This is a genomic window from Microcoleus sp. ARI1-B5, from assembly GCF_036705795.1.
In the GTDB taxonomy this organism is placed as follows: Bacteria; Cyanobacteriota; Cyanobacteriia; order Cyanobacteriales; family Microcoleaceae; genus Microcoleus.
The window spans coordinates 453,391-473,962 of record NZ_JAUBVK010000004.1 but is presented as its reverse complement, the minus strand read 5'-3'; the positions used below and the strand labels follow the sequence as shown (position 1 = coordinate 473,962).

33 protein-coding genes are annotated in these 20,572 nt (G+C 47.9%); 3 read left to right on the top strand and 30 right to left on the bottom strand.

The genetic code is table 11. The annotated features are described in order from the left end of the window. Positions 1 to 50: 50 nt before the first annotated feature. Positions 51 to 974 carry an MORN repeat-containing protein gene (locus QUB63_RS09790; protein ID WP_332944758.1) on the bottom strand — a complete coding sequence of 308 codons (924 nt, stop codon included), beginning with the start codon at positions 972 to 974 and terminating at the stop codon, positions 51 to 53. A 51-nt stretch (positions 975 to 1,025) separates the two neighbouring features. Further along, positions 1,026 to 1,850, bottom strand: coding sequence for a transporter substrate-binding domain-containing protein (locus QUB63_RS09785; RefSeq protein ID WP_332944757.1), 825 nt, complete (start codon positions 1,848 to 1,850; stop codon positions 1,026 to 1,028). A gap of 230 nt (positions 1,851 to 2,080) precedes the next feature. Here QUB63_RS09785 and QUB63_RS09780 point away from each other — a divergent pair, with 230 nt between their 5' ends. Further along, positions 2,081 to 2,890, top strand: a complete 810-nt coding sequence (locus QUB63_RS09780) for a pentapeptide repeat-containing protein (protein ID WP_332944756.1) — start codon at positions 2,081 to 2,083, stop codon at positions 2,888 to 2,890. Positions 2,891 to 2,956: 66 nt separating this feature from the next. Here the strand turns inward: QUB63_RS09780 and QUB63_RS09775 are convergent, their stop codons facing one another. Continuing rightward, a complete protein-coding gene (locus QUB63_RS09775; protein WP_332944789.1) occupies positions 2,957 to 3,274 on the bottom strand; it encodes a type II toxin-antitoxin system RelE/ParE family toxin in 318 nt (105 codons plus the stop codon). Further along, on the bottom strand, positions 3,274 to 3,537 hold the full coding sequence (locus tag QUB63_RS09770; RefSeq protein WP_332944755.1) for a ribbon-helix-helix domain-containing protein: 264 nt from the start codon (positions 3,535 to 3,537) through the stop codon (positions 3,274 to 3,276). Before QUB63_RS09770 ends, QUB63_RS09775 begins: the two co-directional genes overlap by 1 nt. Positions 3,538 to 3,799: 262 nt before the next feature. On the opposite strand from QUB63_RS09770, the gene QUB63_RS09765 reads away from it, so the two are divergent. Beyond that, entirely contained in the window at positions 3,800 to 3,949 is a 150-nt protein-coding gene (locus QUB63_RS09765; protein ID WP_332944754.1) for a hypothetical protein, read from the top strand. A 1-nt stretch (position 3,950) separates the two neighbouring features. Here the strand turns inward: QUB63_RS09765 and QUB63_RS09760 are convergent, their stop codons facing one another. Next, a complete protein-coding gene (locus tag QUB63_RS09760) occupies positions 3,951 to 4,241 on the bottom strand; it encodes a helix-turn-helix domain-containing protein (protein ID WP_332944753.1) in 291 nt (96 codons plus the stop codon). 108 nt (positions 4,242 to 4,349) lie between these two features. Continuing rightward, positions 4,350 to 4,715, bottom strand: coding sequence for a helix-turn-helix domain-containing protein (locus tag QUB63_RS09755; RefSeq protein ID WP_006634971.1), 366 nt, complete (start codon positions 4,713 to 4,715; stop codon positions 4,350 to 4,352). A gap of 227 nt (positions 4,716 to 4,942) precedes the next feature. Between QUB63_RS09755 and QUB63_RS09750 the strand changes: the two genes are divergently transcribed. Then, complete coding sequence (locus QUB63_RS09750; protein ID WP_332944751.1) at positions 4,943 to 5,380, top strand: hypothetical protein; 438 nt, start codon at positions 4,943 to 4,945, stop codon at positions 5,378 to 5,380. Between the two features lie 18 nt (positions 5,381 to 5,398). Here the strand turns inward: QUB63_RS09750 and prfA are convergent, their stop codons facing one another. The 24 genes from prfA to rplP form a co-directional block, all read right to left on the bottom strand. Further along, positions 5,399 to 6,493: a peptide chain release factor 1 gene (prfA, locus tag QUB63_RS09745; protein WP_332944749.1), complete on the bottom strand. Its 1,095-nt coding sequence runs from the start codon at positions 6,491 to 6,493 to the stop codon at positions 5,399 to 5,401. A gap of 316 nt (positions 6,494 to 6,809) precedes the next feature. Further along, positions 6,810 to 7,115, bottom strand: a complete 306-nt coding sequence (rpmE, locus tag QUB63_RS09740) for a 50S ribosomal protein L31 (RefSeq protein WP_332944748.1) — start codon at positions 7,113 to 7,115, stop codon at positions 6,810 to 6,812. Between the two features lie 345 nt (positions 7,116 to 7,460). Next, positions 7,461 to 7,874: a 30S ribosomal protein S9 gene (gene rpsI, locus QUB63_RS09735; RefSeq protein WP_194067224.1), complete on the bottom strand. Its 414-nt coding sequence runs from the start codon at positions 7,872 to 7,874 to the stop codon at positions 7,461 to 7,463. Continuing rightward, entirely contained in the window at positions 7,874 to 8,329 is a 456-nt protein-coding gene (gene rplM / locus QUB63_RS09730) for a 50S ribosomal protein L13 (protein ID WP_015178725.1), read from the bottom strand. Before rplM ends, rpsI begins: the two co-directional genes overlap by 1 nt. Positions 8,330 to 8,440: 111 nt before the next feature. Then, positions 8,441 to 9,304 (bottom strand): tRNA pseudouridine(38-40) synthase TruA, encoded by an 864-nt coding sequence (truA, locus tag QUB63_RS09725; RefSeq protein WP_332944747.1) that lies wholly within the window; start codon positions 9,302 to 9,304, stop codon positions 8,441 to 8,443. A 29-nt stretch (positions 9,305 to 9,333) separates the two neighbouring features. Further along, complete coding sequence (gene rplQ, locus QUB63_RS09720) at positions 9,334 to 9,684, bottom strand: 50S ribosomal protein L17 (RefSeq protein WP_332944745.1); 351 nt, start codon at positions 9,682 to 9,684, stop codon at positions 9,334 to 9,336. Positions 9,685 to 9,813: 129 nt separating this feature from the next. Next, a complete protein-coding gene (locus QUB63_RS09715) occupies positions 9,814 to 10,758 on the bottom strand; it encodes a DNA-directed RNA polymerase subunit alpha (protein ID WP_332944788.1) in 945 nt (314 codons plus the stop codon). Positions 10,759 to 10,933: 175 nt separating this feature from the next. After that, the gene (rpsK, locus tag QUB63_RS09710) at positions 10,934 to 11,335 is read right to left on the bottom strand and encodes a 30S ribosomal protein S11 (RefSeq protein ID WP_265233150.1); all 402 of its coding nucleotides are present in this window, start codon (positions 11,333 to 11,335) and stop codon (positions 10,934 to 10,936) included. 87 nt (positions 11,336 to 11,422) lie between these two features. After that, on the bottom strand, positions 11,423 to 11,806 hold the full coding sequence (rpsM, locus tag QUB63_RS09705; protein ID WP_293250642.1) for a 30S ribosomal protein S13: 384 nt from the start codon (positions 11,804 to 11,806) through the stop codon (positions 11,423 to 11,425). An 83-nt stretch (positions 11,807 to 11,889) separates the two neighbouring features. Further along, positions 11,890 to 12,003: a 50S ribosomal protein L36 gene (gene rpmJ, locus QUB63_RS09700; protein ID WP_015178722.1), complete on the bottom strand. Its 114-nt coding sequence runs from the start codon at positions 12,001 to 12,003 to the stop codon at positions 11,890 to 11,892. A gap of 368 nt (positions 12,004 to 12,371) precedes the next feature. After that, positions 12,372 to 12,596, bottom strand: coding sequence for a translation initiation factor IF-1 (infA, locus tag QUB63_RS09695; protein ID WP_006276978.1), 225 nt, complete (start codon positions 12,594 to 12,596; stop codon positions 12,372 to 12,374). 294 nt (positions 12,597 to 12,890) lie between these two features. Further along, positions 12,891 to 13,475, bottom strand: a complete 585-nt coding sequence (locus QUB63_RS09690; protein WP_332944727.1) for an adenylate kinase — start codon at positions 13,473 to 13,475, stop codon at positions 12,891 to 12,893. Positions 13,476 to 13,480: 5 nt separating this feature from the next. Beyond that, positions 13,481 to 14,785 (bottom strand): preprotein translocase subunit SecY, encoded by a 1,305-nt coding sequence (gene secY, locus QUB63_RS09685; protein WP_332944726.1) that lies wholly within the window; start codon positions 14,783 to 14,785, stop codon positions 13,481 to 13,483. Between the two features lie 103 nt (positions 14,786 to 14,888). Continuing rightward, the gene (gene rplO / locus QUB63_RS09680) at positions 14,889 to 15,335 is read right to left on the bottom strand and encodes a 50S ribosomal protein L15 (RefSeq protein WP_293250651.1); all 447 of its coding nucleotides are present in this window, start codon (positions 15,333 to 15,335) and stop codon (positions 14,889 to 14,891) included. Positions 15,336 to 15,552: 217 nt separating this feature from the next. Beyond that, positions 15,553 to 16,098: a 30S ribosomal protein S5 gene (gene rpsE, locus QUB63_RS09675; protein ID WP_332944725.1), complete on the bottom strand. Its 546-nt coding sequence runs from the start codon at positions 16,096 to 16,098 to the stop codon at positions 15,553 to 15,555. A gap of 183 nt (positions 16,099 to 16,281) precedes the next feature. After that, positions 16,282 to 16,644 carry a 50S ribosomal protein L18 gene (gene rplR / locus QUB63_RS09670; RefSeq protein ID WP_332944724.1) on the bottom strand — a complete coding sequence of 121 codons (363 nt, stop codon included), beginning with the start codon at positions 16,642 to 16,644 and terminating at the stop codon, positions 16,282 to 16,284. A 2-nt stretch (positions 16,645 to 16,646) separates the two neighbouring features. Further along, positions 16,647 to 17,195: a 50S ribosomal protein L6 gene (rplF, locus tag QUB63_RS09665; protein WP_293250660.1), complete on the bottom strand. Its 549-nt coding sequence runs from the start codon at positions 17,193 to 17,195 to the stop codon at positions 16,647 to 16,649. A gap of 165 nt (positions 17,196 to 17,360) precedes the next feature. Beyond that, the gene (rpsH, locus tag QUB63_RS09660; protein WP_293250663.1) at positions 17,361 to 17,765 is read right to left on the bottom strand and encodes a 30S ribosomal protein S8; all 405 of its coding nucleotides are present in this window, start codon (positions 17,763 to 17,765) and stop codon (positions 17,361 to 17,363) included. Positions 17,766 to 17,787: 22 nt separating this feature from the next. Continuing rightward, positions 17,788 to 18,333 carry a 50S ribosomal protein L5 gene (gene rplE, locus QUB63_RS09655; RefSeq protein WP_293250666.1) on the bottom strand — a complete coding sequence of 182 codons (546 nt, stop codon included), beginning with the start codon at positions 18,331 to 18,333 and terminating at the stop codon, positions 17,788 to 17,790. Between the two features lie 176 nt (positions 18,334 to 18,509). Continuing rightward, a complete protein-coding gene (gene rplX / locus QUB63_RS09650) occupies positions 18,510 to 18,872 on the bottom strand; it encodes a 50S ribosomal protein L24 (RefSeq protein ID WP_332944721.1) in 363 nt (120 codons plus the stop codon). Position 18,873: 1 nt separating this feature from the next. Continuing rightward, positions 18,874 to 19,242: a 50S ribosomal protein L14 gene (rplN, locus tag QUB63_RS09645; RefSeq protein WP_193973611.1), complete on the bottom strand. Its 369-nt coding sequence runs from the start codon at positions 19,240 to 19,242 to the stop codon at positions 18,874 to 18,876. A gap of 126 nt (positions 19,243 to 19,368) precedes the next feature. Next, complete coding sequence (gene rpsQ / locus QUB63_RS09640; RefSeq protein WP_293336075.1) at positions 19,369 to 19,617, bottom strand: 30S ribosomal protein S17; 249 nt, start codon at positions 19,615 to 19,617, stop codon at positions 19,369 to 19,371. Positions 19,618 to 19,683: 66 nt separating this feature from the next. Next, positions 19,684 to 19,959, bottom strand: a complete 276-nt coding sequence (gene rpmC / locus QUB63_RS09635; RefSeq protein ID WP_332944718.1) for a 50S ribosomal protein L29 — start codon at positions 19,957 to 19,959, stop codon at positions 19,684 to 19,686. 154 nt (positions 19,960 to 20,113) lie between these two features. Continuing rightward, positions 20,114 to 20,533, bottom strand: coding sequence for a 50S ribosomal protein L16 (gene rplP / locus QUB63_RS09630; RefSeq protein WP_332944717.1), 420 nt, complete (start codon positions 20,531 to 20,533; stop codon positions 20,114 to 20,116). Positions 20,534 to 20,572 lie beyond the last annotated feature (39 nt).

The following is a 20,572-nucleotide window of genomic DNA, read 5'->3' as shown; positions in this document are numbered from 1 at the left end:
AGACTACTTGTCAGTGGCGGGTGATCGAGCTTCAACTCTGTGCTTTACAGTCATGGAGTTAATGAAAAGCTAGGTGTAATTAACTCATTATTTTTCCAAGTTCCTGATTTACGAGTGCCATCAGAATATATCATTATTCCTAAACCGTTGACCTTGTGATTCTGCCACTGCCCTTCAAAGCGATTGCCATTAGCCCATGTGTATATTCCATAGCCATGATATTTTCCATCAAGCCAATTCCCGGAATAGCGATCGCCATCAGACCAAATAATAGTACCTACACCGTTATAGTTGCCATTTTTCCACTCACCGTCATAACTTTGTGTCTCATTGTTTTTAGGGTAAGTCATATTTCCTTTACCATTGATTTCGTTGTCACGAAACTCACCTACATAACGCCTGCCATCAGCATATGTCAAAGTCCCTTTGCCATTGCGATTTTTTCCATCATTGCTCCACTCTCCCTCATAGCGATCGCCATTTTTGTAAATATATACACCTTTGATGTAACTATCATCTTTCCACTCTCCTTCTAAACGATTGCCATTCGCATAAGTGTACAGCCCTTTACCATTTTTTTTATCATTACTCCATTCCCCTTCATGACGATCGCCATTTGCATAAGTAAACACCCCTTTACCTTCGTATTTCCCGTTCTTTAACTCCCCTGCATACCGATGACCCTTCACATAAGTGTACAGGCCTTTACCTTCGTATTGCCCGTTCTTGAACTCGCCTTCATAGCGATCGCCATCAGTAATGGTAAATATGCCTTTACCATGTGGCTTACCATTTAAAGTCTCACCCTTATATCTACCGCCATTAGAGTATGTAACCTCACTTGTCAGAGGGCAGAAACCTGCTTTCCAACCCATACATTGTTTAATTTCATCCTGAAAAATATGGATTGACGCTCCTACAACAGCTACTATTAATCCGCCTACTATTGTTTTGAATATTCCTTGTTCATTCATAACTTGACAATAAATAAAGTATTTAACGAGAGAAATATCAAACTCTTTGACTTATCTACTGCAATAATCAATAGTTGCTTTGAGATAAGGCACTAATCCTCCAAACCAAGTACCCCAAGCCTGTTTTCCTTCACTGCTATTAATGAAAGAATTAACAGAAATTTGCCACTGAGAATCGTTGGCGGGAAGTATCATCCCATATACGTCACAGGAAAGAGGTTGACTGGGCAATAAAGCAAAATCATCTACAGGCAATCCTTGTCTGACTGCTTCTCCTACCAAAAGCACCGTATCGCCCGCAAAAGCAGTAATTTTACCGTTCGACACTGCTGTTAAGCCTAAATATCTTTCAGGAAACTGTACTATTTCAGCACGAGGATATACTCTGGCAACTGCGGCTAAATTAGCAGATCCTTGCAAAACGCCAATACTTGTACTTGCCAAGTTGACATTTCTATTTTGATTTTTGACCATCAATTGTGTTCCTGTAATAAAAAATGCTTGAGAATACTTAATATTCTCGACTTGTTCTTTAGCACTGCTTATTGTGTTAGGCCCACACTCTATATGCACAGTTCCGTTTCTGACGATCGCCTCGCGATTTTGAATAGTAGAACGGACTGCCACTACATTAACATTTCTGTTTAGTTGTCGGCTGAGACTGTTTGCTAGTGCATCTGCAAAAGTAGTACAATAGCCTTTCCAGCCTTGTCCGTCTTCATAGCCAAAAAGCACAGCATCTTTTCTAATACCAACTTTTAAAACTCCTGTTTGCTGAATTTCTTGCAAAACTGTCTGCGCCCAGCTTGCCGAAGGAAACAGCACTGTACATATAATGCTAGATGTTAGAAGTATCAGCTTTAATTGCTTATTCATTATTGTGTATTGCTACCCGAGAACACTACGGGCCAGCTATTTGTGTAATACTTTACCAACACTACCTCAGCTTTGCCAGCGACAAATAGTGATAAATAGTGATAAAAAGTAGCAACATCTGCTCTAGTGTGCTAAAATCTATCCACAGAAAGGTGCAAGGACGAGCAAAATTCCATGCACCCTAAGATCGCAACCTCAACTCGGACACTACCTTTAAGAGGATTTAACCCATGACTGTGGATGAAGCTCTCGCCATTGTCGAAACAGTCCTAGAGAATGACGAACAGTTAAACGACGTGCAAGAGCTAATCTTCAAACAGTGCTGGGAAGGCAGACAGTCTTATGAGGAAATTGCTAAATTTTCTAAATATGATGATGAATATATTAAAGCCGCTGGCTATAAACTCTGGAAGTTACTCTCAGACGCTTTTGACGAAAAAGTAAAAAAAAGTAATATTAAAGCAGTTATCAAACGATACTTGCGGCGACATCAAGTGACTTTACATCGAACTCAAGTTATTGGAGTTAATCTCAGCGGTGCTGACTTAAGCGGAGCTAAACTATCATTCGCAAACTTAAGTGAATCAGATTCATCAGCAGATTTACACGGTGCGATTCTATCTGATTATCATACAGTATCAGATGAAATTATCAAGGCTGAAGAGGCACATAACCAGGGAATTTTGTCGAGCATAAGAGAACGCATTTATCACTGGAATGATTTGCGCTTTCACAGCCCAGAACAAGTGAAAATTGCCGAAGCACTCGATCGCACTTCCGCCCTCTTTTTCCCCAACTCGAAAGCCCGCCTCACAACACCCTCCGGCCGACAAAACCAAGAACCCGATTTCCTCATCTTCCACCAAGGCAAATGGGGTATTCTGGAAATATCGCATCCCGATACAGAAAAAGATGAAACGCGCGATCGCCTGTTTGCATCTCACGGTATCAGCATCATCCACTACTGCGACGCTAACAGATGCACAGAAGAACCCGATCGCATTGTACAAGAGTTTTTAGACATATTGAGTCAGGCCTAGGGCGATCGTATTTAGTTAAGACCTATCATTGTATCGATCGGCGATCGAACACATCTTATGAGCTCCTTAAACTTCTTCATCAAGATTAGACAAAATATCTTCCAAATCCCTAGCACCATGCAAAACACGGAGAACCTCCACCCGATCGTCTTGAATCCGGTAAAAAATTAGATAATCTTGAAAATCCTTAATTCGCCACTGACGAATCTCCCCCATCCCAGAAGAGACCAATCGCACGACTTTTCCCATTCCCGGTATTGTGGCTAATTGGGCAAAAGAGGCTTCGGCTAACTCCAGAAATTGCTCCGCAGCACGAGCATTTCCATTGACCAGAATATAGTTTGCCTGTTGTCTGAGATCCTGTGTGGCACGATTTTTGACAATTAATCGATCGCTCGTACTGGTTGTGAATCGCCACCCAAAACCGATGCGCGCAAATTCTGCCAGTACGCAGCCGTAACGGGTTCTCCATCCGAGTCTAAACCCTCTTGCAGTAAACCTTCTAGTTTGGCTTGTGCGTGTTTTCGCTGACGATCTTGCTGCACCAAATCTAGAAAATACTCTACCGCACTGGCATAAGCCCCTGCCTGAATTTGACCCTCAATATAGGTTTGCAGCTCTTCTGGTATGGCAAGAATAACGTTCATCGTCAACACAGATTTAGGATATCTATCATTGTATCGATCGGCGATCGGGCAGCACCATAAAAATTAAAATTTGCAGCTTGAACATCGGTATAAAGTTAAACACCCGATCGCATTGTCGAAGAGTTTTTAGAGATTCTCAGTCAGGGATAGGGCGAGAGGTTTTTTCGTAAGGGCGATCGCATAGGGCCGAGAAACCGGGTTTTTTACCGAATTTGCGGGCTGCAACGAAATTTTCGTCAAAAAACCCGGTTTCTGAGTCTGCGTGCGTAAGTCTATAAGGGCGATCGCACTCCGTAACAAAGTAGATTTAACCTTGACAAATTACTCGATTTGTGATATGCACCAGTGGTGGAAATTTTTAAGGGCGATCGGGCTCTACTTCTGCAAAACGGGCGATCGCGATCGAGCCTAACTCATTCCCCAGCAGCCTCAGCCGACCCAGCGAATCTATCCGCTACAGCTTTGCCAATTAGCGCCACCTGACTCAGAGGCAAAAACTGAATTTTTTTGACAATATCGTTAATTTCTGGTGCTTGCGAGACTGGATTTCCATCCAAAAAGCTGAGAAACTGTTCCAGGGTATAGCCGGCTCTGGCTGCAATCTTAGCCAAGTTTTCAGTATCGGGAACCGTATCGCCCCTTTCCCACAATTGCACGGCAGTCGCAGAAACCCCCAAAAGCTTGCCAAACCCTCGCTGACTCATTGTTCCCCGGGCCGTTTTGATGATTTCACTAAGTTTTTCTCTGTTTTGGATGTTCACAACTTAAAAGGTACTCGATCGTATCTACCAGTCTACTTACCAACTGATACATCAACTATATTTCCCAGACGACTCAGCCGCCGCCGCGAGTCTATCCATCACGGCTCTACCAACCACGGCTAACTCACTAATTGGTATACATTGAATTTTCTTAAGCAGATCGTTAGTATCTACGGGTTCACGCATGGGCTTGCCTTCCAGATGAGCGAGCAGCTCTTCAAGCGTAAACCCCGCCCTCACAGCAATCTGAGCCAAATTCTCTGTATCTGGGATGCTCTGACCTTTTTCCCACAACTGAACCGCAGTCGCAGAGACGCCCAGAAGCTTGCCGAATGCTCGCTGACTCATCGAACCGCGAGCTAGTTTGACAATCTCGATCAATTTTTTCTTAGCTTCTGCGTTCACAACTGCCGTCACTACTTAATCCCACATAACTCAGTTTACTTCCCAACTCCAGAATTTCCCACTTGCAATTCATAATTACACTTGACACACGCGCCGATTGCAAGTAAACTAATAATTACAACTTAATTTTTGATACGCCTAAGGGGTCGCTAAACAAATGGTTCTGAGCTAGGAACCCAACATAAGGGGACAGCCCGATCGAACGTTGAAACAACAGACAGACATCAGGGGAAGTAACAATGACCAAGAGACGCAATCTAAAAACTCACAAGCCCAGCCGCACCCGTCAAAGCCTTACAGCCTCTGGTTGGCTAAAACCCCAGTGCTGGCAAATCTCCAAAACAGAAGCCGCCGAAGCCCTGAAAATGCCCGTCAACCGCATAGTCAAAGTCTACCCCAAACAACATCAAGTAATAGTTGTTTACCTGAACAAGAAAGGGCAAAAATGCAGCTCCTTTTTCAGCTACAGACTATTTGCCAGATGGGAACAGGAGACGATCGCAGCCATAGCCAGTTGTAGAAACCAGCAAACCCTCGCGCCTCTAGAAATCATTGTACAATACGACATCGAACATTTCAAATATCCAGTCCAGAGCGCCGACGCAATTTGGGAAGCCCTACTCAACAATATCTCCCGCGTCACCAGGGAGCTGAGGCTGAGCAAACAATGCGCCTAGCCCCCCACGCACGATTTATCAATTAGTAGAAGCAGCCAACTCAGCCAAACGTTCCTGCTGATCCTGAGAAATGCAAGTCTGAATAATCCCCTCAATATCCCCCTCCAAAACAGTATTGAGCGAGAAATTCTCCCCCAAACGGTGGTCAGTAGCCCGATTGTCCTTATAGTTGTAAGTGCGAATCTTCTCCGAGCGCGAACCAGTACCAACCTGAGCCAAACGCCGCGACTTCACCTCATCCTGCTGCTCCCGCAACTTCATCTCGTAGAGCTTAGCCCGCAAAATCTGCATCGCCCGCTCCTTATTCTGCAACTGACTGCGCTCCTCAGTACAGAAAATCCGAATCCCAGTCGGCTTGTGAAACAAATCCGCAGCAGTTTCCACCTTGTTCACATTTTGGCCGCCAGCGCCGCCCGATCGAGCCGTACTCATCTCAATATCCTTCGGATCGATGTGAATCTCCACATCATCAACCTCCGGCATCACAGCCACCGTCGCCGTCGAAGTATGAACCCGGCCGCCAGCCTCAGTCACCGGTACGCGCTGCACCCGATGTACCCCAGCCTCAAACTTCAGCTTGCTGTACACGCTGTCGCCTGTAACTTCCAGAATTACCTCTTTAAAGCCGCCCATTTCCGCCAGCGACTCGCTCACCAACTTCACCACCCAGCCTTGAGTTTGAGCGTAACGGGTATACAGCCGCAGCAAATCGCCCGCCCAAATACTAGCCTCATCTCCGCCAGTACCCGCCCGAATTTCCAGCATAATATTCTTGTCATCGTTCGGATCGCGCGGTAGCAGCAACACCTTCAAACGACTTTCCAAATTCTCCAGCTTCGACTCAAGTTCCTCAACTTCGGGCCCAGCGATTTCTTGCATTTCTCGATCGCCCGCAGCTTCCTTGAGAACCTGTCGCGCGCCCGCCAAATCTTCTGTCGTGGTTTTCCACAGAGCAAAAGTATCGACCACTTCCTCCAAGGACGATCGAGCTTTTGCCACCCGTTGAAACTCATAATTATCCCTGGCGACATCTGGGTCAGCCATGCGGCGAGTCAACTCATTAAAAGTTTGCTCTACCGACTTCAATTTATCCAGCAAATAAGATTCAGCCATGTCAAATGTCCTCCGTCAATCGATTTTAGATTTTAGATTTTAGATTTTAGATTTTAGATTTGAAGAGAAGTTGGGATTGAATCGCGATCGAACTCAACTGCCAGCCGTAGCAACTCTTCAATCTAAGTTCTCCAATCCGAGGGCCGATAGATTTTAGATTTTAGATTTTAGAATTGAAGAGAAGTTGGGATTGAATCGCGAGCGAACTCAACTACCAGCCGTAGCAATCTCAAATCTCAAATCCAAAATCCGAGAGCAGTCAGTTAGCAGTAGAAAAAAACTACTCCCAACCGACTGCGGACAAATGACAATCCGGCTACTTCTTCTTTTTGCCTTTACCAGCAGGCTTAGCATCTGCTTTCGGATCTTCCATCTTCAGAGGCCCAGAGGAAGCATCAGCCTTGGGCATTTCTACCTCCGTCATGCCATATTTCCGCATAAAGCGTTCCACACGACCTTCAGTATCAATAATCTTCTGAGTGCCAGTATAAAAAGGATGATTTCCCGACCAGACATCAACTTGAAGCTTTGGTCTAGTCGAACCAACAGTCATCACAAGTTCCCCGTTGCAATAAACCTGAGCTTCGGGATACCACTCAGGGTGAATGCCATCTTTCGCCATTTTTTTTACTCTCTAATTTTTGACTTTACAACCATTTTAGCTGTCATCGGACTTACGTACCAACAACAGCCGTACTTTTGCCATATCTGCTTGGAAAACCAGAATCAGGAACCTGAAAAACACCTTGAAAAAAGGAGGATGGAAGCTAGAAAATTTTTCTTTCTTCCCTCGAACCTCTGCCCTCTCCCCTCTTCCCTTTTCCTTCTCTTAGCAAATATTTAGGGTTTAAAACCTCCACTCCAGGAAGCCGAATTGTTTTGAAAACTAGGCTATGGCTTAGCGGAGAGTTAAATCCCCGTCTTAAAAACCTCAACTGTCAACTGTCCCAGGTCAACTGTCAACTGTTTAACGTTTCGAGTATTGAGGAGCCTTGCGAGCTTTCCGCAAACCGTACTTTTTCCGTTCTTTTGCCCGCGGGTCGCGAGTCAAATAGCCCTCAGTCTTCAGAGGTTTCCGGTTGTCCGGGTCTAATTGACAAAGTGCTCTAGCGACACCCAAGCGAATCGAGTCAGCCTGACCTGTCAAGCCGCCGCCTTCGACTTTGACCAAAATGTCATACTCATTTTCCAGGCCCAAAGTTTCCAGAGGGGCTTTAGCGAGTGCCAAATAAGTAGGGTTGAATTGCAGGTACAAATCACCTTCTTTACCGTTGACAGTCAGTATGCCAGTGCCGGGAACCAAACGTACCCGCGCTACGGAACACTTGCGGCGACCGGTACCCCAGTACACGGCGCGGCCGGATGTATCTGTTGCTTGCATTACTCATTTCCTCCCGGAATCGTGTGAACAATTAACTCTTCTGGTTTTTGAGCTTGGTGCGGGTGGTTGGGGCCAGCGTACACCTTCAGCTTCGTAAACAGTTGTCTGCCCAGAGAAGTGTGAGGCAGCATTCCGCGGATAGCTTCTTCGACAATTCTTTCGGGCAAACGTGCTTGCAATTTTGCAAAAGTTTCTGTTTTCATACCGCCCGGTCTACCAGAGTGGCGGCGGTAGATTTTCTGGGTGCGTTTTTTGCCAGTAACAGCGATTTTGTCAGCATTGATGACAATTACGAAGTCGCCGGTATCCATTGAAGGAGTGTAAGTGGGTTTGTGTTTACCCCGGAGGTACATGGCAACTTCAGTTGCCAGACGGCCCAGCCGCTGGTCGGCGGCATCGACCACGTACCACTTGTGCTCTAGGGAGTCTTGAGTAGGGACGTAAGTTTTGTTCATTGTTAGTTGTTAGTTGTCAGTTGTCAGTTGTTAGTTGTCAGTTGTCAGTTGTCAGTTGTCAGTTTTTAATTGTTAGTTGTCGTTAGTTTTTTATGAGTAGTTACCTAATGACTAATGACTCATGACTGATGACTCATGACTGATGACTAATTTTGGCTGAGTGTCGTACCAGACATCTAGGGGAAAGGGAAATTCACAATAGCCAACCCGCAGCAGGCACAAACCTTGAGCGGGAGCGGCATATTTTACCATTTCTCGGCGTTCGTTGACCCAGATATCTGTGAAATTGTCGATCGCCCTTTCCCCCTGACCCACCTGCACCAGCAACCCCACCAGCAGCCGCATCATCCCGTACAGAAACCCGCTCGCCTGAACCTCAATATAAATCAAAGGCCCAGAACGGTGACACTCTGCCGCTTGTACGTCCACCCAGGAATGCGGGCGGGCAGACCCCGCGCGGTGGAAAGCAGCCAAGTGATGCCGCCCGATTAGCGGTGTCAAAGCTGCCTGAATCAAAGATTCATCCACAGGCGCCCGGTAGCAGTGCCAAGCAAAAGGACGCACAAACAAATTAGGAATCGGGTCTGTATAGAGGGTGTAGCGATAGCGCCGCCAACTGGCTGAGAACCGAGCGTGCCAGGTAGGTTCCACCTTTGCCGAAGCTCGAATTAAAATATCTTTTGCCAGTCGAGAGTTGAGAACGCTTGCCCAGCGGTGAGCCGGAATTGGGCCGCAGGCGTCAAAATGGGCTACTTGAGCAGCGGCGTGAACTCCCGCATCAGTTCTCCCGGCAGCGTGCAGCGTTACCGGGCGTTGCAGGACAGTCGATATTGCTGTTTCAATTTCTTCTTGTACTGTACGCTGGTTCGGCTGTCGCTGCCAACCGTGAAAGTTAGTGCCGAGGTATTGGATTACCAGAGCAACGCGCTGTGTCGATCGGGCATTTTCGATTGGGGATTTTGGATTGTCAGTCATAAATCAAAAATCTCCAACCCAAAATAGAATTAAACCAGTTCAACGATCGCCATTTCGGAATTGTCTCCTTGGCGGGGGACAGTTCGCACTACGCGGGTGTAGCCCCCGTTGCGCGAGCCGTACCGTTCTTGGGCTGCTTCAAACAAGGCGTGTACTAACTGTTTGTCGTAGATAAAGCCCATAGCTTGCCGGCGAGCGGCCAATGAGCCCTCTTTGGCCAGGGTAATCATTCTGTCCGCCTCTGGGCGCAGCGCTTTGGCGCGGGCGAGAGTGGTAGTAATTTTACCGTGGCGGATTAATTCGGTGGTCAGCGAGCGCAGCAGGGCGCGGCGCTGGTCAGCCGGTTTGTTGAGTTGGGGAACGCGACAGCGGTGACGCATGGCAGTTGGTAATTGGTAATTGGTAATTGGGCGCCCGGATAGATAGTCTGCGAACTCGGGGGGTGAATTCTTGGTTCTGAAGCACTCACGCACTGAAAATGCAGATTTTTTTTACCCGTTACCCGTTGATTAACTTTTAGCTGATTTTTCCTGTGGCAAGGTTATGCCCAAGCGTTTTTGTAAAGCTTCAATCACTTCTTCTGCGGACTTCTGCCCGAAGTTCTTAATCTCGAGCAAGTCTTCTTGGGTATAATCCAATAAGTCTGCAACTGAGTTGATCTGAGCCCGCTTGAGACAGTTGTAAGCCCGGACTGACAACTGCAATTCTTCGATCGGAATTTGGCTCGTAGGATCGGCCTCACCTGGATACTCGGGTTTGAGAGAATCTTGGGTGATGTCTTTGAGAGGTGCAAATAAATCTACCAGGATGTGGGCAGATTGACTCAGAGCTTCTTGAGGAGTCACGCTGCCATCAGTCCAGATTTCCATAACCAGCCGGTCTTTCTCAGCACTGCCACCGAGCCGAGCATCTTCCACGCTGTAGTTGACTCTGCGAATCGGCATAAAGATGGCGTCAATTTGGAGAAAATCCAAAGCCGACCCATCATCGCGACTGCGGTCTACTGCTCGATATCCGATGCCTTTTTCAATTCTGAATTCCATTTCCAGAACAGATCCCGGTGAGAGAGTCGCAATGTACTGCGATTTATCGATCAATTCCACCTCTGAGGGCAAATCGAATCGATCGGCAGTAACTGTGACTGGCCCCTCAATCCGCAACCTACCGATTTGCGGCTGCTGGGAATGAGTTTTGAGAACAACCTCTTTCATGTTCAGGAGAATTTCCAGAACGTCCTCACGTACCCCTTCGATCGTGGCAAATTCGTGATTGACGCCCGCGATGCGGACTGAAGTTACTGCTGTTCCTTCCAAATTTGACAGCAGAACTCGCCGGAGCGCATTCCCAACAGTTGTTCCCTGACCGCGATCGAGCGGTTCCAGGACAAATTTTCCGTACTGACTGCGGTCTTTGTCAGTGTTAGACTCTATACATTCAATTTGAAACTGCGCCACGGAGTGACCTCCCTTTTCCACTTTGGATTTTTGATTTTGGATTTTAGATTGCAGAGCATACCCCTGAACGGATTTCGGATTTTGGATGGACGGGGCAACAGTTAGAACCATGATTTTTTTGACTTTAAGCAGTTAGCCATTATCCAAAATCTAAAATCTAAAATCTCAAATCGTTTTAGACTCTACGCCGCTTGGGAGGGCGACAGCCGTTGTGAGGAATTGGAGTAACATCTCTAATCAGGGTAATTTCCAGTCCCGCCCCTTGCAGCGCCCGAATTGCAGTTTCTCGACCTGCTCCGGGTCCGCTCACCATTACTTCTATTTGGCGCATTCCCTGGTCGTTGGCTCTGCGGGCTGCACTTTCTGCTGCTGTTTGAGCTGCAAAGGGAGTCCCCTTCTTAGCTCCTTTGAAACCGCTGGAACCTGCTGATGCCCAGGATATTACTTCGCCATTTAGGTCGGTAATAGTCACGATCGTGTTGTTAAAGGTAGACTGGATGTAGCCTACCCCATTCGGTACGTTGCGCTTCTGCTTTTTTGCACCAGATTTCTTGCCTGTTTGTTGTCGTGGCGGCATATTAGTCTCTTTATCGTTTTCATTGAATTACTCTCCCCAAAGGCGGGGAAACAGTCGGCAGGAACATAAATTTCCTGCAAACTGCTGTTATTTCTTGGACGGTGCTTTTTTCTTGCCCGCCACTGTACGGCGGACGCCGCGACGGGTTCTGGCGTTGGTACGGGTTCGCTGACCCCGCACCGGCAGACCCAAACGGTGACGGCGACCGCGATAAGTCCCGATATCCATCAGGCGCTTGATGTTCATTGACTCCCAGCGCCGGAGGTCTCCTTCGATTTGGTAGGTGCTTTCTACGTGAGCCCGCAGAGCAGTCACGTCGGCTTCTGATAAATCCTTGACGCGAGTGTCAGGATTTACGCCTGTTGCAGCGATAATTTTTTGGGCCCGCGACAGGCCTATTCCGTAAATGTATGTCAGACCTATTTCGACGCGCTTATCGCGTGGAAGGTCTACACCGGCAATCCGTGCCACACTTTTTGTCTCCCTAGTTTTCCTGTTTGGCTACAATGTTGAATTAGGCGGCACCTGCGTGCATTGCCCAATCTTCCTGTTTTCTAACCTTGGCGCTGTTTGTGTTTCGGGTTAGTGCATATCACCATCACTCGACCGCGACGGCGGATGACGCGACATTTCTCACAAATTTTTTTGACAGATGCTCGAACTTTCATCTTTCTTCCTGCCTGGAGAACCCCGCTCTACCGGAGAGCAGGCACGTTGGGACTGCCCGGAGAGCGGTGGGAGGAGAGGCTGGGCAAGGTGTAGGCCTCTCCTCGATTAAATTGTATAAAGTGCGGGTTGTTTTATGAAGGAGCCCGCTTGCACCCACTCCCATTGCTGGGGTAAAGTTCGCCTGCACAAAAATGTTGGCGATCGATACTTAGGCGGCGTAGCAATGACTTAACCCGGTACGTCGCTGGGTTGTTGACTCCCTTCTCGGCAACACTACAAACGTAGCATTATAGCATAAATTTGACGCTTTTTACCAAATTCTCTCTAATTAAACTTAGAATTAGTTTTTAGAAAGTTTTATCTAAGCCTATTTTTTGCGAAGGCGATAAGTAATCCGGCCTTTGGTCAAGTCGTAGGGAGTTAATTCGACTTTGACGCGATCGCCAGGCAGAATTTTGATGTAGTTGCGGCGGATCTTGCCGGAAATGTGAGCTAGCACGTTAAACCCATTATCTAGGTCAACGCGAAACATCGCATTGGGCAGGGATTCCGTCACTGTCCCTTCCATTTCAATTAAATCTTGCTTAGACAATTTGGTATTTACCTCAACTCTACATTTGATTAACTAGGAGTGTCCCGCTGCGCAGCCTCAAAACCTATTTACAAAGTAGGGGTCAAACGGGAACGGGGGGAAGAATTCGGGCGACTCGATCGACTTCTCGACTCAATTAACCGCTCGCTTCAGCTTTACTTGAGTAAAGTTGTGGCAATTAGTATCGAGTTCAATCCGGTTTCTAGCAACCCTCACAAAACCCGATCGCACAAAAAGCTCCTAGTTAACATATCTTAGCAAAAGCTGGTGAGTAACAAGCTGTATTGAGAGGGTTCAAGAGTCGCCCGATAGAGCTTGTTGCAGTTCTGCGGTGATTAATTCCATGTCGCGATCGCCATCAACCGCAACTAGCTGTTGGCGGGCTCTGTAAAAATCAATCAAAGGCTCAGTTTGCTCGCGATAAACTTGCAACCGGCGGCGGATCGTCTCCTCATTGTCATCCTGGCGGCCCCGCGACAGCAGGCGAGCCACCAAAATGTCGTCAGGCACGTCCAAATTGACAGCTCTGAGAGCGCAGTCCTTACCAGACGTAGTTCCCTCAACACAGCTAACATCACAGAGCAGTTTGTCAAAAAACGCTGCCTGTGGCACAGTGCGGGGAAAGCCGTCCAGAATCCAGCCTGCACTAGCATCTGGTTCATTCATGCGCTCTTGTACGATATCCATCAATAACTCGTCGGGAACCAACTCACCAGCATCCATGTAGGCTTTCGCCTTTAGACCCAAGGCAGTTTTGGCAACCACGCAGGCGCGCAGGATATCGCCCGTAGAAATGTGGGGTATTTTCCAGAGAGCGGCTAATATCTGAGCCTGAGTTCCTTTTCCCGCCCCTGGAGGCCCCATAAAAATCAATTGCATTGCGATTACTTCACCATTCCTTCATATCGCTGGGAGATGACGTAAGTTTGAATTTGCTTGGCAGTTTCGATCGCCACACCTACTAGAATCAGTAAGGAAGTTGCGCCAAACCCTCTAAAAGTTTGCACGCCGATCGCGCTTTCTACAGCAGTTGGTACAATGGCCACCAGACCGAGAAATATCGCTCCCAAGAAAGTCAAACGGTTCAAAACCTTCTCCACATAATCGCTGGTTTTCTGACCCGGACGAATCCCAGGAATACTGGCGCCCATTTTCTTCAAGTTCTGAGACATATCTACGGGGTTGACAATCAACGAAGCGTAGAAATAGCTGAAGAACAGAATCAAAGTCAGATAAAACAGCGCGTAAGCCCAAGGCGCCGGCCCGTTGGGACTCAAAACATTAGCAACCTGAACCAAAAACGGGCTATTGAGAGACTGAGCGAGGAAAGAAGGCACAATCAACACCGAAGATGCAAAAATAATCGGCATCACTCCGCCTTGATTCAAGCGCAGGGGCAGATAGCTGCGGCTTTCCCGATAAACTTTGCGACCGACTTGGCGGCGGGCCGAAATAATCGGAATGCGGCGAGTACCTTCCTGAACAAAAACAATCCCGACAATCGTCACCAAAAAGACCAGCAGCAGAACTACTACGCGGCCGACAACTTGCGTGTCGCCACTTTGAGCCAATTCAAAAGTTTGTCCCAAAGAACGCGGCAAAACCGACACAATGTTGATAAAGATCAGCAGCGACGCTCCGTTCCCGATGCCTCGTTCCGTCACCAATTCCGAGAGCCACATCACAAACATCGATCCGGCAGTCAGGGCCAAAGCGGTTTGTGCTATGAATAAAGGCGCTGGAGATTGAGCAAAAGGGCTGACCCAAATCGCAATGCCAATGCTTTGCAGAATAGCCCAGCCCAAAGAAACGTACCGAGTAATTTGAGAAATCTTGCGCCGCCCTGCTTCTCCTTCATTTTTCTGCAAGTCTTCTAAACTTGGCAGAGCCGCAGTTAGAAGTTGCACGATAATTGAAGCATTAATGTAGGGCAAAATCCCCAGCGCGAAAATCCCCAAAGCTGAGAGACCGCCTCCTGAAAACAAGTCCAGAAAGCCAATTAAAGGGCTATTTTGGACGTTTTGGGCAAAGGCGGCGCGATCGATGCCGGGGACTGGCAAGTGAACACCCAGGCGCACTAAAATCAATAAGCCAATGGTGACGAGGATGCGGCCCCGCAAACCAGCAGCTTGAGCCATCTGCATGAACGTCTCTTGTGCAGTTGGCGCTTTCTCTTTACTAACGTCCATAGTTACGATTTGGGATTTTAGATTTGGGATTTTCGACTAAATCATTTTCTGATAGCAAGAAGAGAGGATTTGAGATTTGGACATACTCTCAAACCTCAAATCTTCACGCAACTAATTCGCAACTTCCGCCGGCGGCTTCAATTTTGGTGCGAGCACCTGCGGTAAAAGCCTTGGCGCGCACTTGCAGAGCCACATTCAGTTCGCCATCTCCTAAGATTTTCAGCGGCCCATTGTCACTATTGACAATTTTTGCTTCCATCAAAGAGGAGAGAGTAACTTCTGTGTTTGCTGGCAGCGATGCTAATTTACTTACATTAATGGTAGTGTACTCTTTCCGGTTCACTAGAGGGAAGCTTTTCAGCTTGGGCAGGCGGCGGTAGAGGGGATTTTGACCGCCTTCAAAACCGGGTCTAGTGCCGCTACCGGCTCTAGATTTTTGACCGCGCATCCCTTTGCCGGAGCTCGCGCCTTGACCGGCAGAAATACCTCTGCCCAAGCGTCGGGGGCGCTTTTGGGAGCCTGCTTTGGGTCGGGCGTCTTGCAATCTCATAGTTTTAGTAATTGGTAATTGGTAATTGACAGTTGACAGTTGACAGTTGAGAGTTGACAGTTCGTGGAAGATTAAACAAAGAAACTGGTAAGAAGTAACAGACAGCTCAAAGTTGAAAAAACAGGTAATTGCGATCGCTCAACTGTAAACTGTCATAGCTTTGATTCAAGACTCAATATTTAACACCCAAAACTGACTGTTTCCCGTTCCCTCTGCCCTAACCGTAGAGGTTTTCTACTGGAATTCCGCGTTCTTGAGCCACTTCGGACAAGGTGCGGAGGGTGGAGAGGGCGTTGACTGCTGCTCGGGCGTTGTTTAAGGGATTTCCGGAACCTAGCTGTTTGGCTAAGATGTTGCGGACTCCTGCTAGTTCGAGAACAGTTCGCACTGCTCCCCCTGCAATTACCCCGGTTCCCGGAGCGGCCGGACGCATCATTACTTTGGCTCCGCCACCGTCACCGTTGATGGGGTGAGGGATGGAGTTTGATTTGGTGAGGGGAACTTCAATTAGGTGCTTTTTGCCGTCAGCGACGCCTTTTTTAACGGCACCGATTACGTCGCTAGCTTTGCCGACTCCCACTCCAACTTGACCGCGTTCGTTGCCGATAATGACTATGGCGCGGAAGCTGAGTTTTTTACCGCCTTTAACTACTTTGGTAACGCGACGAATCTGAACAACCCGTTCTTGCCATTCGGATTCTTTTTCGCGCCCTTTGTTGTTATTGCTTTTTTTCTTGTTGCGCTGTTCTTTTTGTTCTGCCATAGTTTTGTCTTGTGGGAATTGAAGATTGCTAACTGGTTGTTGGCAAGTAGAAATTAACAATTAGGAATTCAGAATTTTGTTGTCGGTTTTTTCTTCCTTCTTCCTTCTGTCATAGATAGCTAAAACTTGCTTCCTTCTATCCGTTACATCCGTTTCACAATCCGTTGCCGAACTTCCTTCTTCCTAAAAGTCTAACCCGGCTTCGCGAGCTGCATCTGCGAGGGCTTTGACGCGACCGTGATAGAGGTTGCCTCCGCGATCGAATACGACTTTAGCTATGCCAGCGCTGGAGCAGCGTTTGGCAATCAACTGACCGACTTGGACGCTCGCGGAGCAGTTGCCGCCAGAAGTGAGATTTGACTTCAATTCTGGATCGAGGGTTGACGCAGCAGCCAAAGTGTGCTGTGCCGTGTCGTCGATTACTTGAGCGTAGATGTGGTTTTCCGATCGAAATACCGCTAATCTGGGACGTTCGGCGGTGCCGAATACCTTGCGCCGCACGCGGCGGTGTCTGCGGTGAACTGATTCCTTGCGAGTAAGCTTCATTGTTACTTCTTACCTGTTTTGCCTGTTTTACCAGCTTTGCGCCGGACGACTTCGCCGCTGTAGCGAATGCCTTTGCCCTTGTAGACTTCGGGCGGACGCACCGCGCGGATGCGGGCTGCTGTGTTGCCTACGAGTTCTTTGTCAATGCCGGAGACAATGACGTTGGTGTTGCCTTCAACTGCCATTGTGATGCCTTCTGGAGGAGGCATTTCCACCGGCTTGCTGTAACCGACGTTTAAAATTAGGTTCCGTCCTTGAACCTGTGCCCGATAACCTGTGCCGATAATTTCCAGGCGCCGCTGAAAGCCTTGGGATACACCTTCGACCATGTTGGCGACTAGGGTGCGACAGAGGCCGTGCAGTTGTCTGGCGACGCGAGATTCGTCTCGGCGGGTAACGAGTAAAGTCTCGCCTTCGAGTCCCATGAGGATTTCGGCGGGGATTACTCGGGAAAGTTCACCTTTAGGGCCTTTGACGGCTACATTTTGACCGTCTAGGGTGATGGTTACTTTACTGGGAATGCTAATCGGACGCTTGCCAATTCGCGACATAGTTTTTGATTTTTTGTCAGTTGGTAATTGGTAATTGGTAATTGGTAATTGGTAATTGGTAATTGGTAATTGGTTTTCCCAAATTCAGCATTCAGAAGAATTGAGACAATCTATGAATTTACATTTTTAAATTCTTCATCCCGATTACCGATTGCCGATTACCGATTACCAAACATAACAAAGCACTTCACCGCCCAAACCTTGGCGTCGGGCTTCTCTATCGGTCATAATGCCGCTGGAGGTGGAGATAATGGCAATGCCAATTCCGCCTAATACTCTCGGCAGTTCTTTGCGGTTCGAGTAAACGCGAAGTCCTGGTTTGCTGACTCGCTTAAGTGCCGTGATAATGGGCTTGCGAGTTTTACCTTTGTACTTTAGAGAAAGCACTAAATGTCTCTTGATGCCTTCTGGTTCTGCTTCTTCAAATTCGCCGATGAAGCCTTCATTCTTTAGAACTTGGGCGATACTGCGGGTCATTTTTGTAGCTGGAATTTGCGTTGTTTGGTGGCGCGCCATGCAAGAATTGCGAATGCGCGTCAACATATCTGCTATGGTATCGTTAGCTGCCATCTTTTGCTTCTTACTCTAGTGCTTAGTTGTCCCGGAACGGCATTCCCATTTCTTTAAGCAAAGCGCGTCCTTCTTCGTCGGTGTTTGCTGTGGTGATAATTGAAATGTCCATGCCTCGAATTTGATCGATGCGGTCATATTCTATTTCTGGAAAGATTAGCTGTTCTCTCAGACCCAAGCTGTAGTTGCCGCGCCCGTCAAAGCTTTTGGGGCTGATGCCGCGGAAGTCGCGGATGCGGGGGAGTGCGAGGTTGATCAGCCGATCGAGAAAATCGTACATCCGATCGCCGCGCAGCGTCACCATCACGCCGACTGGTACTCCTTTGCGGATTTTGAAGCCTGCGATCGCTTTTTTCGCCCGCGTCACCACCGGTTTTTGCCCGGTGATGATAGCAATTTCGTTAAGCGACGAATCCAGTGCCTTAGCATTTTGAGAAGCTTCTCCCAAACCGCGGTTCACGGTAACTTTGACGAGTTTTGGAACCTGATGGATATTAGTATATTTAAACTGATCCATCAGTTGGGGAACGATTTTTCCTTGATAAAGAACTTTGAGTTTGTCCGGCATAGTTTTTGTGTTTCGTTAACTGTCCCTGGGCTTGGTCAGGGAATTGTTCTTTGTCAGTTGACAGTTGACCTGTGACAGTTGACAGTTGTCACTTGACTGTTGACTGTTGACTGTTGTCAGTTGTTAGTTGTCAGTTAAGGACTGATGACTGATGACTGATGACTAATGACTAATGACTAATTATCGAGGATTTCTCCGGTTTTTTTGAGCTGTCGGAGTTTGCGGCCATCTTCGCTAAATGTATAGCAGACGCGGCTGGCGACTTTCTCTTTTTCGGAATAGTGCATGACATTTGAGCTGTGAATGGGAGCCTCAAACGTGACTATTTTCCCGGATTCTCCCTCTTGCTGGGGCTTGACGTGCTTGGTTCTGATGTTTACGCCTTTAACAATTACTTTGCTGACTTTAGGATATGTCTTTAAGATTTCTCCGACTTTTCCTTTCTCTTTGCCAGTAATTATTTGCACGGTGTCGCCTGCTTTGACGTGCATCCTGTAGCGCTGCGGTTCGCTAGTTGCTTTACCCTTTTTTCCGTACATTTTAAAGTACCTCCGGGGCTAAGGAAACGATTTTAGTAAAGTTTTTGTCGCGCAGTTCGCGGGCGACTGGGCCGAAGACGCGAGTACCTTTCGGGTTGCCTTCGGGATTGATAATCACGGCGGCGTTGTCGTCAAAACGAATGCTCATGCCGCTGTCGCGACGCAAGGCTTTGCGGGTTCTGACTATGACGGCTCTGACGACATCTGATTTTTTGACTGCCATATTGGGGATGGCGTCTTTGACGACGGCAATGATGACATCGCCGACTCCGCCGTAGCGGCGGTTGCCGCCTCCCAATACGCGGATGCACATCAGTTTGCGGGCTCCGCTATTGTCGGCGACATTGAGGTATGTCTGGGGTTGAATCATGGTGATTGGGGAAAAGGTAATTTGATGCTTGCTAACTGCTAACTGCTAACTGCTAATTGATGGTTAATCACAGGGTCGATCGATCGAGAAAGCCGATCGCACTTTTTAGCAATTAGAAATTAACTGTTAGCCATTTTTTGCACCGAAAATCTCAGCAACCGTCCAGCGTTTGGTTTTGCTCAGGGGGCGAGTTTCAGTGATGCGGACGCGATCGCCCGATTTGCACTTATTCTCTTCGTCGTGAGCTTTGTACCGCTTGGTGCGGACTACAATTTTGCCGTATTTGGTGTGGGAAGAGCGGTTTTCGATCGCTACCACGACGGTTTTATCCATCTTGTCGCTGACTACTACGCCAACTCGTTCTTTAACTGCCATAGCTACCTATCTTTATTGTGCAATTGAGTTTTTTTGAGCTGCTGTGCGAGCCTCGGCTGCTGCTCGCTACTCGCTGACTGCGGTTGGAGCCTCGGCTGCTGCTGATTCCGGTGCGGCTTTTGCAGCCGTAGCTTGTGCGTCAGCAGCGATTTGGCGCTCGCGTTCAACTGTCATTAATTGAGCCAGCCGGTGTTTGGCGTGCTTGAACAGGTGAGGCTTTTCCATGCGGCCGGTAGCTTGCTGGAGCCGCAGTTCCATTAGTTGGCGCTTGACGGCTAAAATTTGCTCTGCTACTGCTGCATCGCTTAATTCTCTAGCTTCTTTAATCTTGGTCAAAGACATAATTGTGTGCTTTATCGTTAGCGGTCTCGTGAAGACAGACTTCTTTCTGATGCTGAAGACCGAAGGAAAGAAAAGTTGTGTGTGCCAGACTTTAAATTGCTGTAGCCGTTTAAATTACTGACGGATGCCGACCTAATTCTACCTTCGATCGCCGCTAGGACGGGCTTTCTTCGCGAGTGATGAACTTGGTTTTAATTGGTAATTTGAAAGATGCCAAACGCATTGCTTCGCGGGCAGTTTCTTCAGCTACACCGCCAATTTCAAACATAACCCGGCCGGGTTTGACGACGGCAACCCAAAACTCAGGTGCGCCTTTACCGGAACCCATCCGGGTTTCTGCAGCGCGCTGGGTGACTGGTTTGTCGGGAAAAATGCGAATCCAGATTTTGCCGCCCCGGCGGATATAGCGGGTCATGGCGCGCCGTCCGGCTTCTATTTGGCGAGAAGTGATCCAGGCGGGTTCGACGGCTTGGAGCGCGAAGTCGCCAAAGCTAACTGTGTTGCCGCGGGTGGAAACACCGCTCATTCGCCCGCGCTGTTGTTTGCGGAATTTTGTTCTTTTAGGGCTTAACATGGCTGTGGAATTCAGTAATTGGTAATCGGTATAGCGGAC

Coding starts and splice junctions, on each gene's coding strand:
- QUB63_RS09790 (WP_332944758.1), bottom strand. CDS start 974: ATGAATGAACAAGGAATATTCAAAACAATAGTAGGCGGATTAATAGTA.
- QUB63_RS09785 (WP_332944757.1), bottom strand. CDS start 1,850: ATGAATAAGCAATTAAAGCTGATACTTCTAACATCTAGCATTATATGT.
- QUB63_RS09780 (WP_332944756.1), top strand. CDS start 2,081: ATGACTGTGGATGAAGCTCTCGCCATTGTCGAAACAGTCCTAGAGAAT.
- QUB63_RS09770 (WP_332944755.1), bottom strand. CDS start 3,537: ATGAACGTTATTCTTGCCATACCAGAAGAGCTGCAAACCTATATTGAG.
- QUB63_RS09760 (WP_332944753.1), bottom strand. CDS start 4,241: ATGAGTCAGCGAGGGTTTGGCAAGCTTTTGGGGGTTTCTGCGACTGCC.
- QUB63_RS09750 (WP_332944751.1), top strand. CDS start 4,943: ATGACCAAGAGACGCAATCTAAAAACTCACAAGCCCAGCCGCACCCGT.
- prfA (WP_332944749.1), bottom strand. CDS start 6,493: ATGGCTGAATCTTATTTGCTGGATAAATTGAAGTCGGTAGAGCAAACT.
- rpmE (WP_332944748.1), bottom strand. CDS start 7,115: ATGGCGAAAGATGGCATTCACCCTGAGTGGTATCCCGAAGCTCAGGTT.
- rpsI (WP_194067224.1), bottom strand. CDS start 7,874: ATGCAAGCAACAGATACATCCGGCCGCGCCGTGTACTGGGGTACCGGT.
- rplM (WP_015178725.1), bottom strand. CDS start 8,329: ATGAACAAAACTTACGTCCCTACTCAAGACTCCCTAGAGCACAAGTGG.
- truA (WP_332944747.1), bottom strand. CDS start 9,304: ATGACTGACAATCCAAAATCCCCAATCGAAAATGCCCGATCGACACAG.
- rplQ (WP_332944745.1), bottom strand. CDS start 9,684: ATGCGTCACCGCTGTCGCGTTCCCCAACTCAACAAACCGGCTGACCAG.
- rpsK (WP_265233150.1), bottom strand. CDS start 11,335: ATGCCGCCACGACAACAAACAGGCAAGAAATCTGGTGCAAAAAAGCAG.
- rpmJ (WP_015178722.1), bottom strand. CDS start 12,003: ATGAAAGTTCGAGCATCTGTCAAAAAAATTTGTGAGAAATGTCGCGTC.
- QUB63_RS09690 (WP_332944727.1), bottom strand. CDS start 13,475: ATGCAATTGATTTTTATGGGGCCTCCAGGGGCGGGAAAAGGAACTCAG.
- secY (WP_332944726.1), bottom strand. CDS start 14,785: ATGGACGTTAGTAAAGAGAAAGCGCCAACTGCACAAGAGACGTTCATG.
- rplO (WP_293250651.1), bottom strand. CDS start 15,335: ATGAGATTGCAAGACGCCCGACCCAAAGCAGGCTCCCAAAAGCGCCCC.
- rpsE (WP_332944725.1), bottom strand. CDS start 16,098: ATGGCAGAACAAAAAGAACAGCGCAACAAGAAAAAAAGCAATAACAAC.
- rplR (WP_332944724.1), bottom strand. CDS start 16,644: ATGAAGCTTACTCGCAAGGAATCAGTTCACCGCAGACACCGCCGCGTG.
- rplF (WP_293250660.1), bottom strand. CDS start 17,195: ATGTCGCGAATTGGCAAGCGTCCGATTAGCATTCCCAGTAAAGTAACC.
- rpsH (WP_293250663.1), bottom strand. CDS start 17,765: ATGGCAGCTAACGATACCATAGCAGATATGTTGACGCGCATTCGCAAT.
- rplE (WP_293250666.1), bottom strand. CDS start 18,333: ATGCCGGACAAACTCAAAGTTCTTTATCAAGGAAAAATCGTTCCCCAA.
- rplX (WP_332944721.1), bottom strand. CDS start 18,872: ATGTACGGAAAAAAGGGTAAAGCAACTAGCGAACCGCAGCGCTACAGG.
- rplN (WP_193973611.1), bottom strand. CDS start 19,242: ATGATTCAACCCCAGACATACCTCAATGTCGCCGACAATAGCGGAGCC.
- rpsQ (WP_293336075.1), bottom strand. CDS start 19,617: ATGGCAGTTAAAGAACGAGTTGGCGTAGTAGTCAGCGACAAGATGGAT.
- rpmC (WP_332944718.1), bottom strand. CDS start 19,959: ATGTCTTTGACCAAGATTAAAGAAGCTAGAGAATTAAGCGATGCAGCA.
- rplP (WP_332944717.1), bottom strand. CDS start 20,533: ATGTTAAGCCCTAAAAGAACAAAATTCCGCAAACAACAGCGCGGGCGA.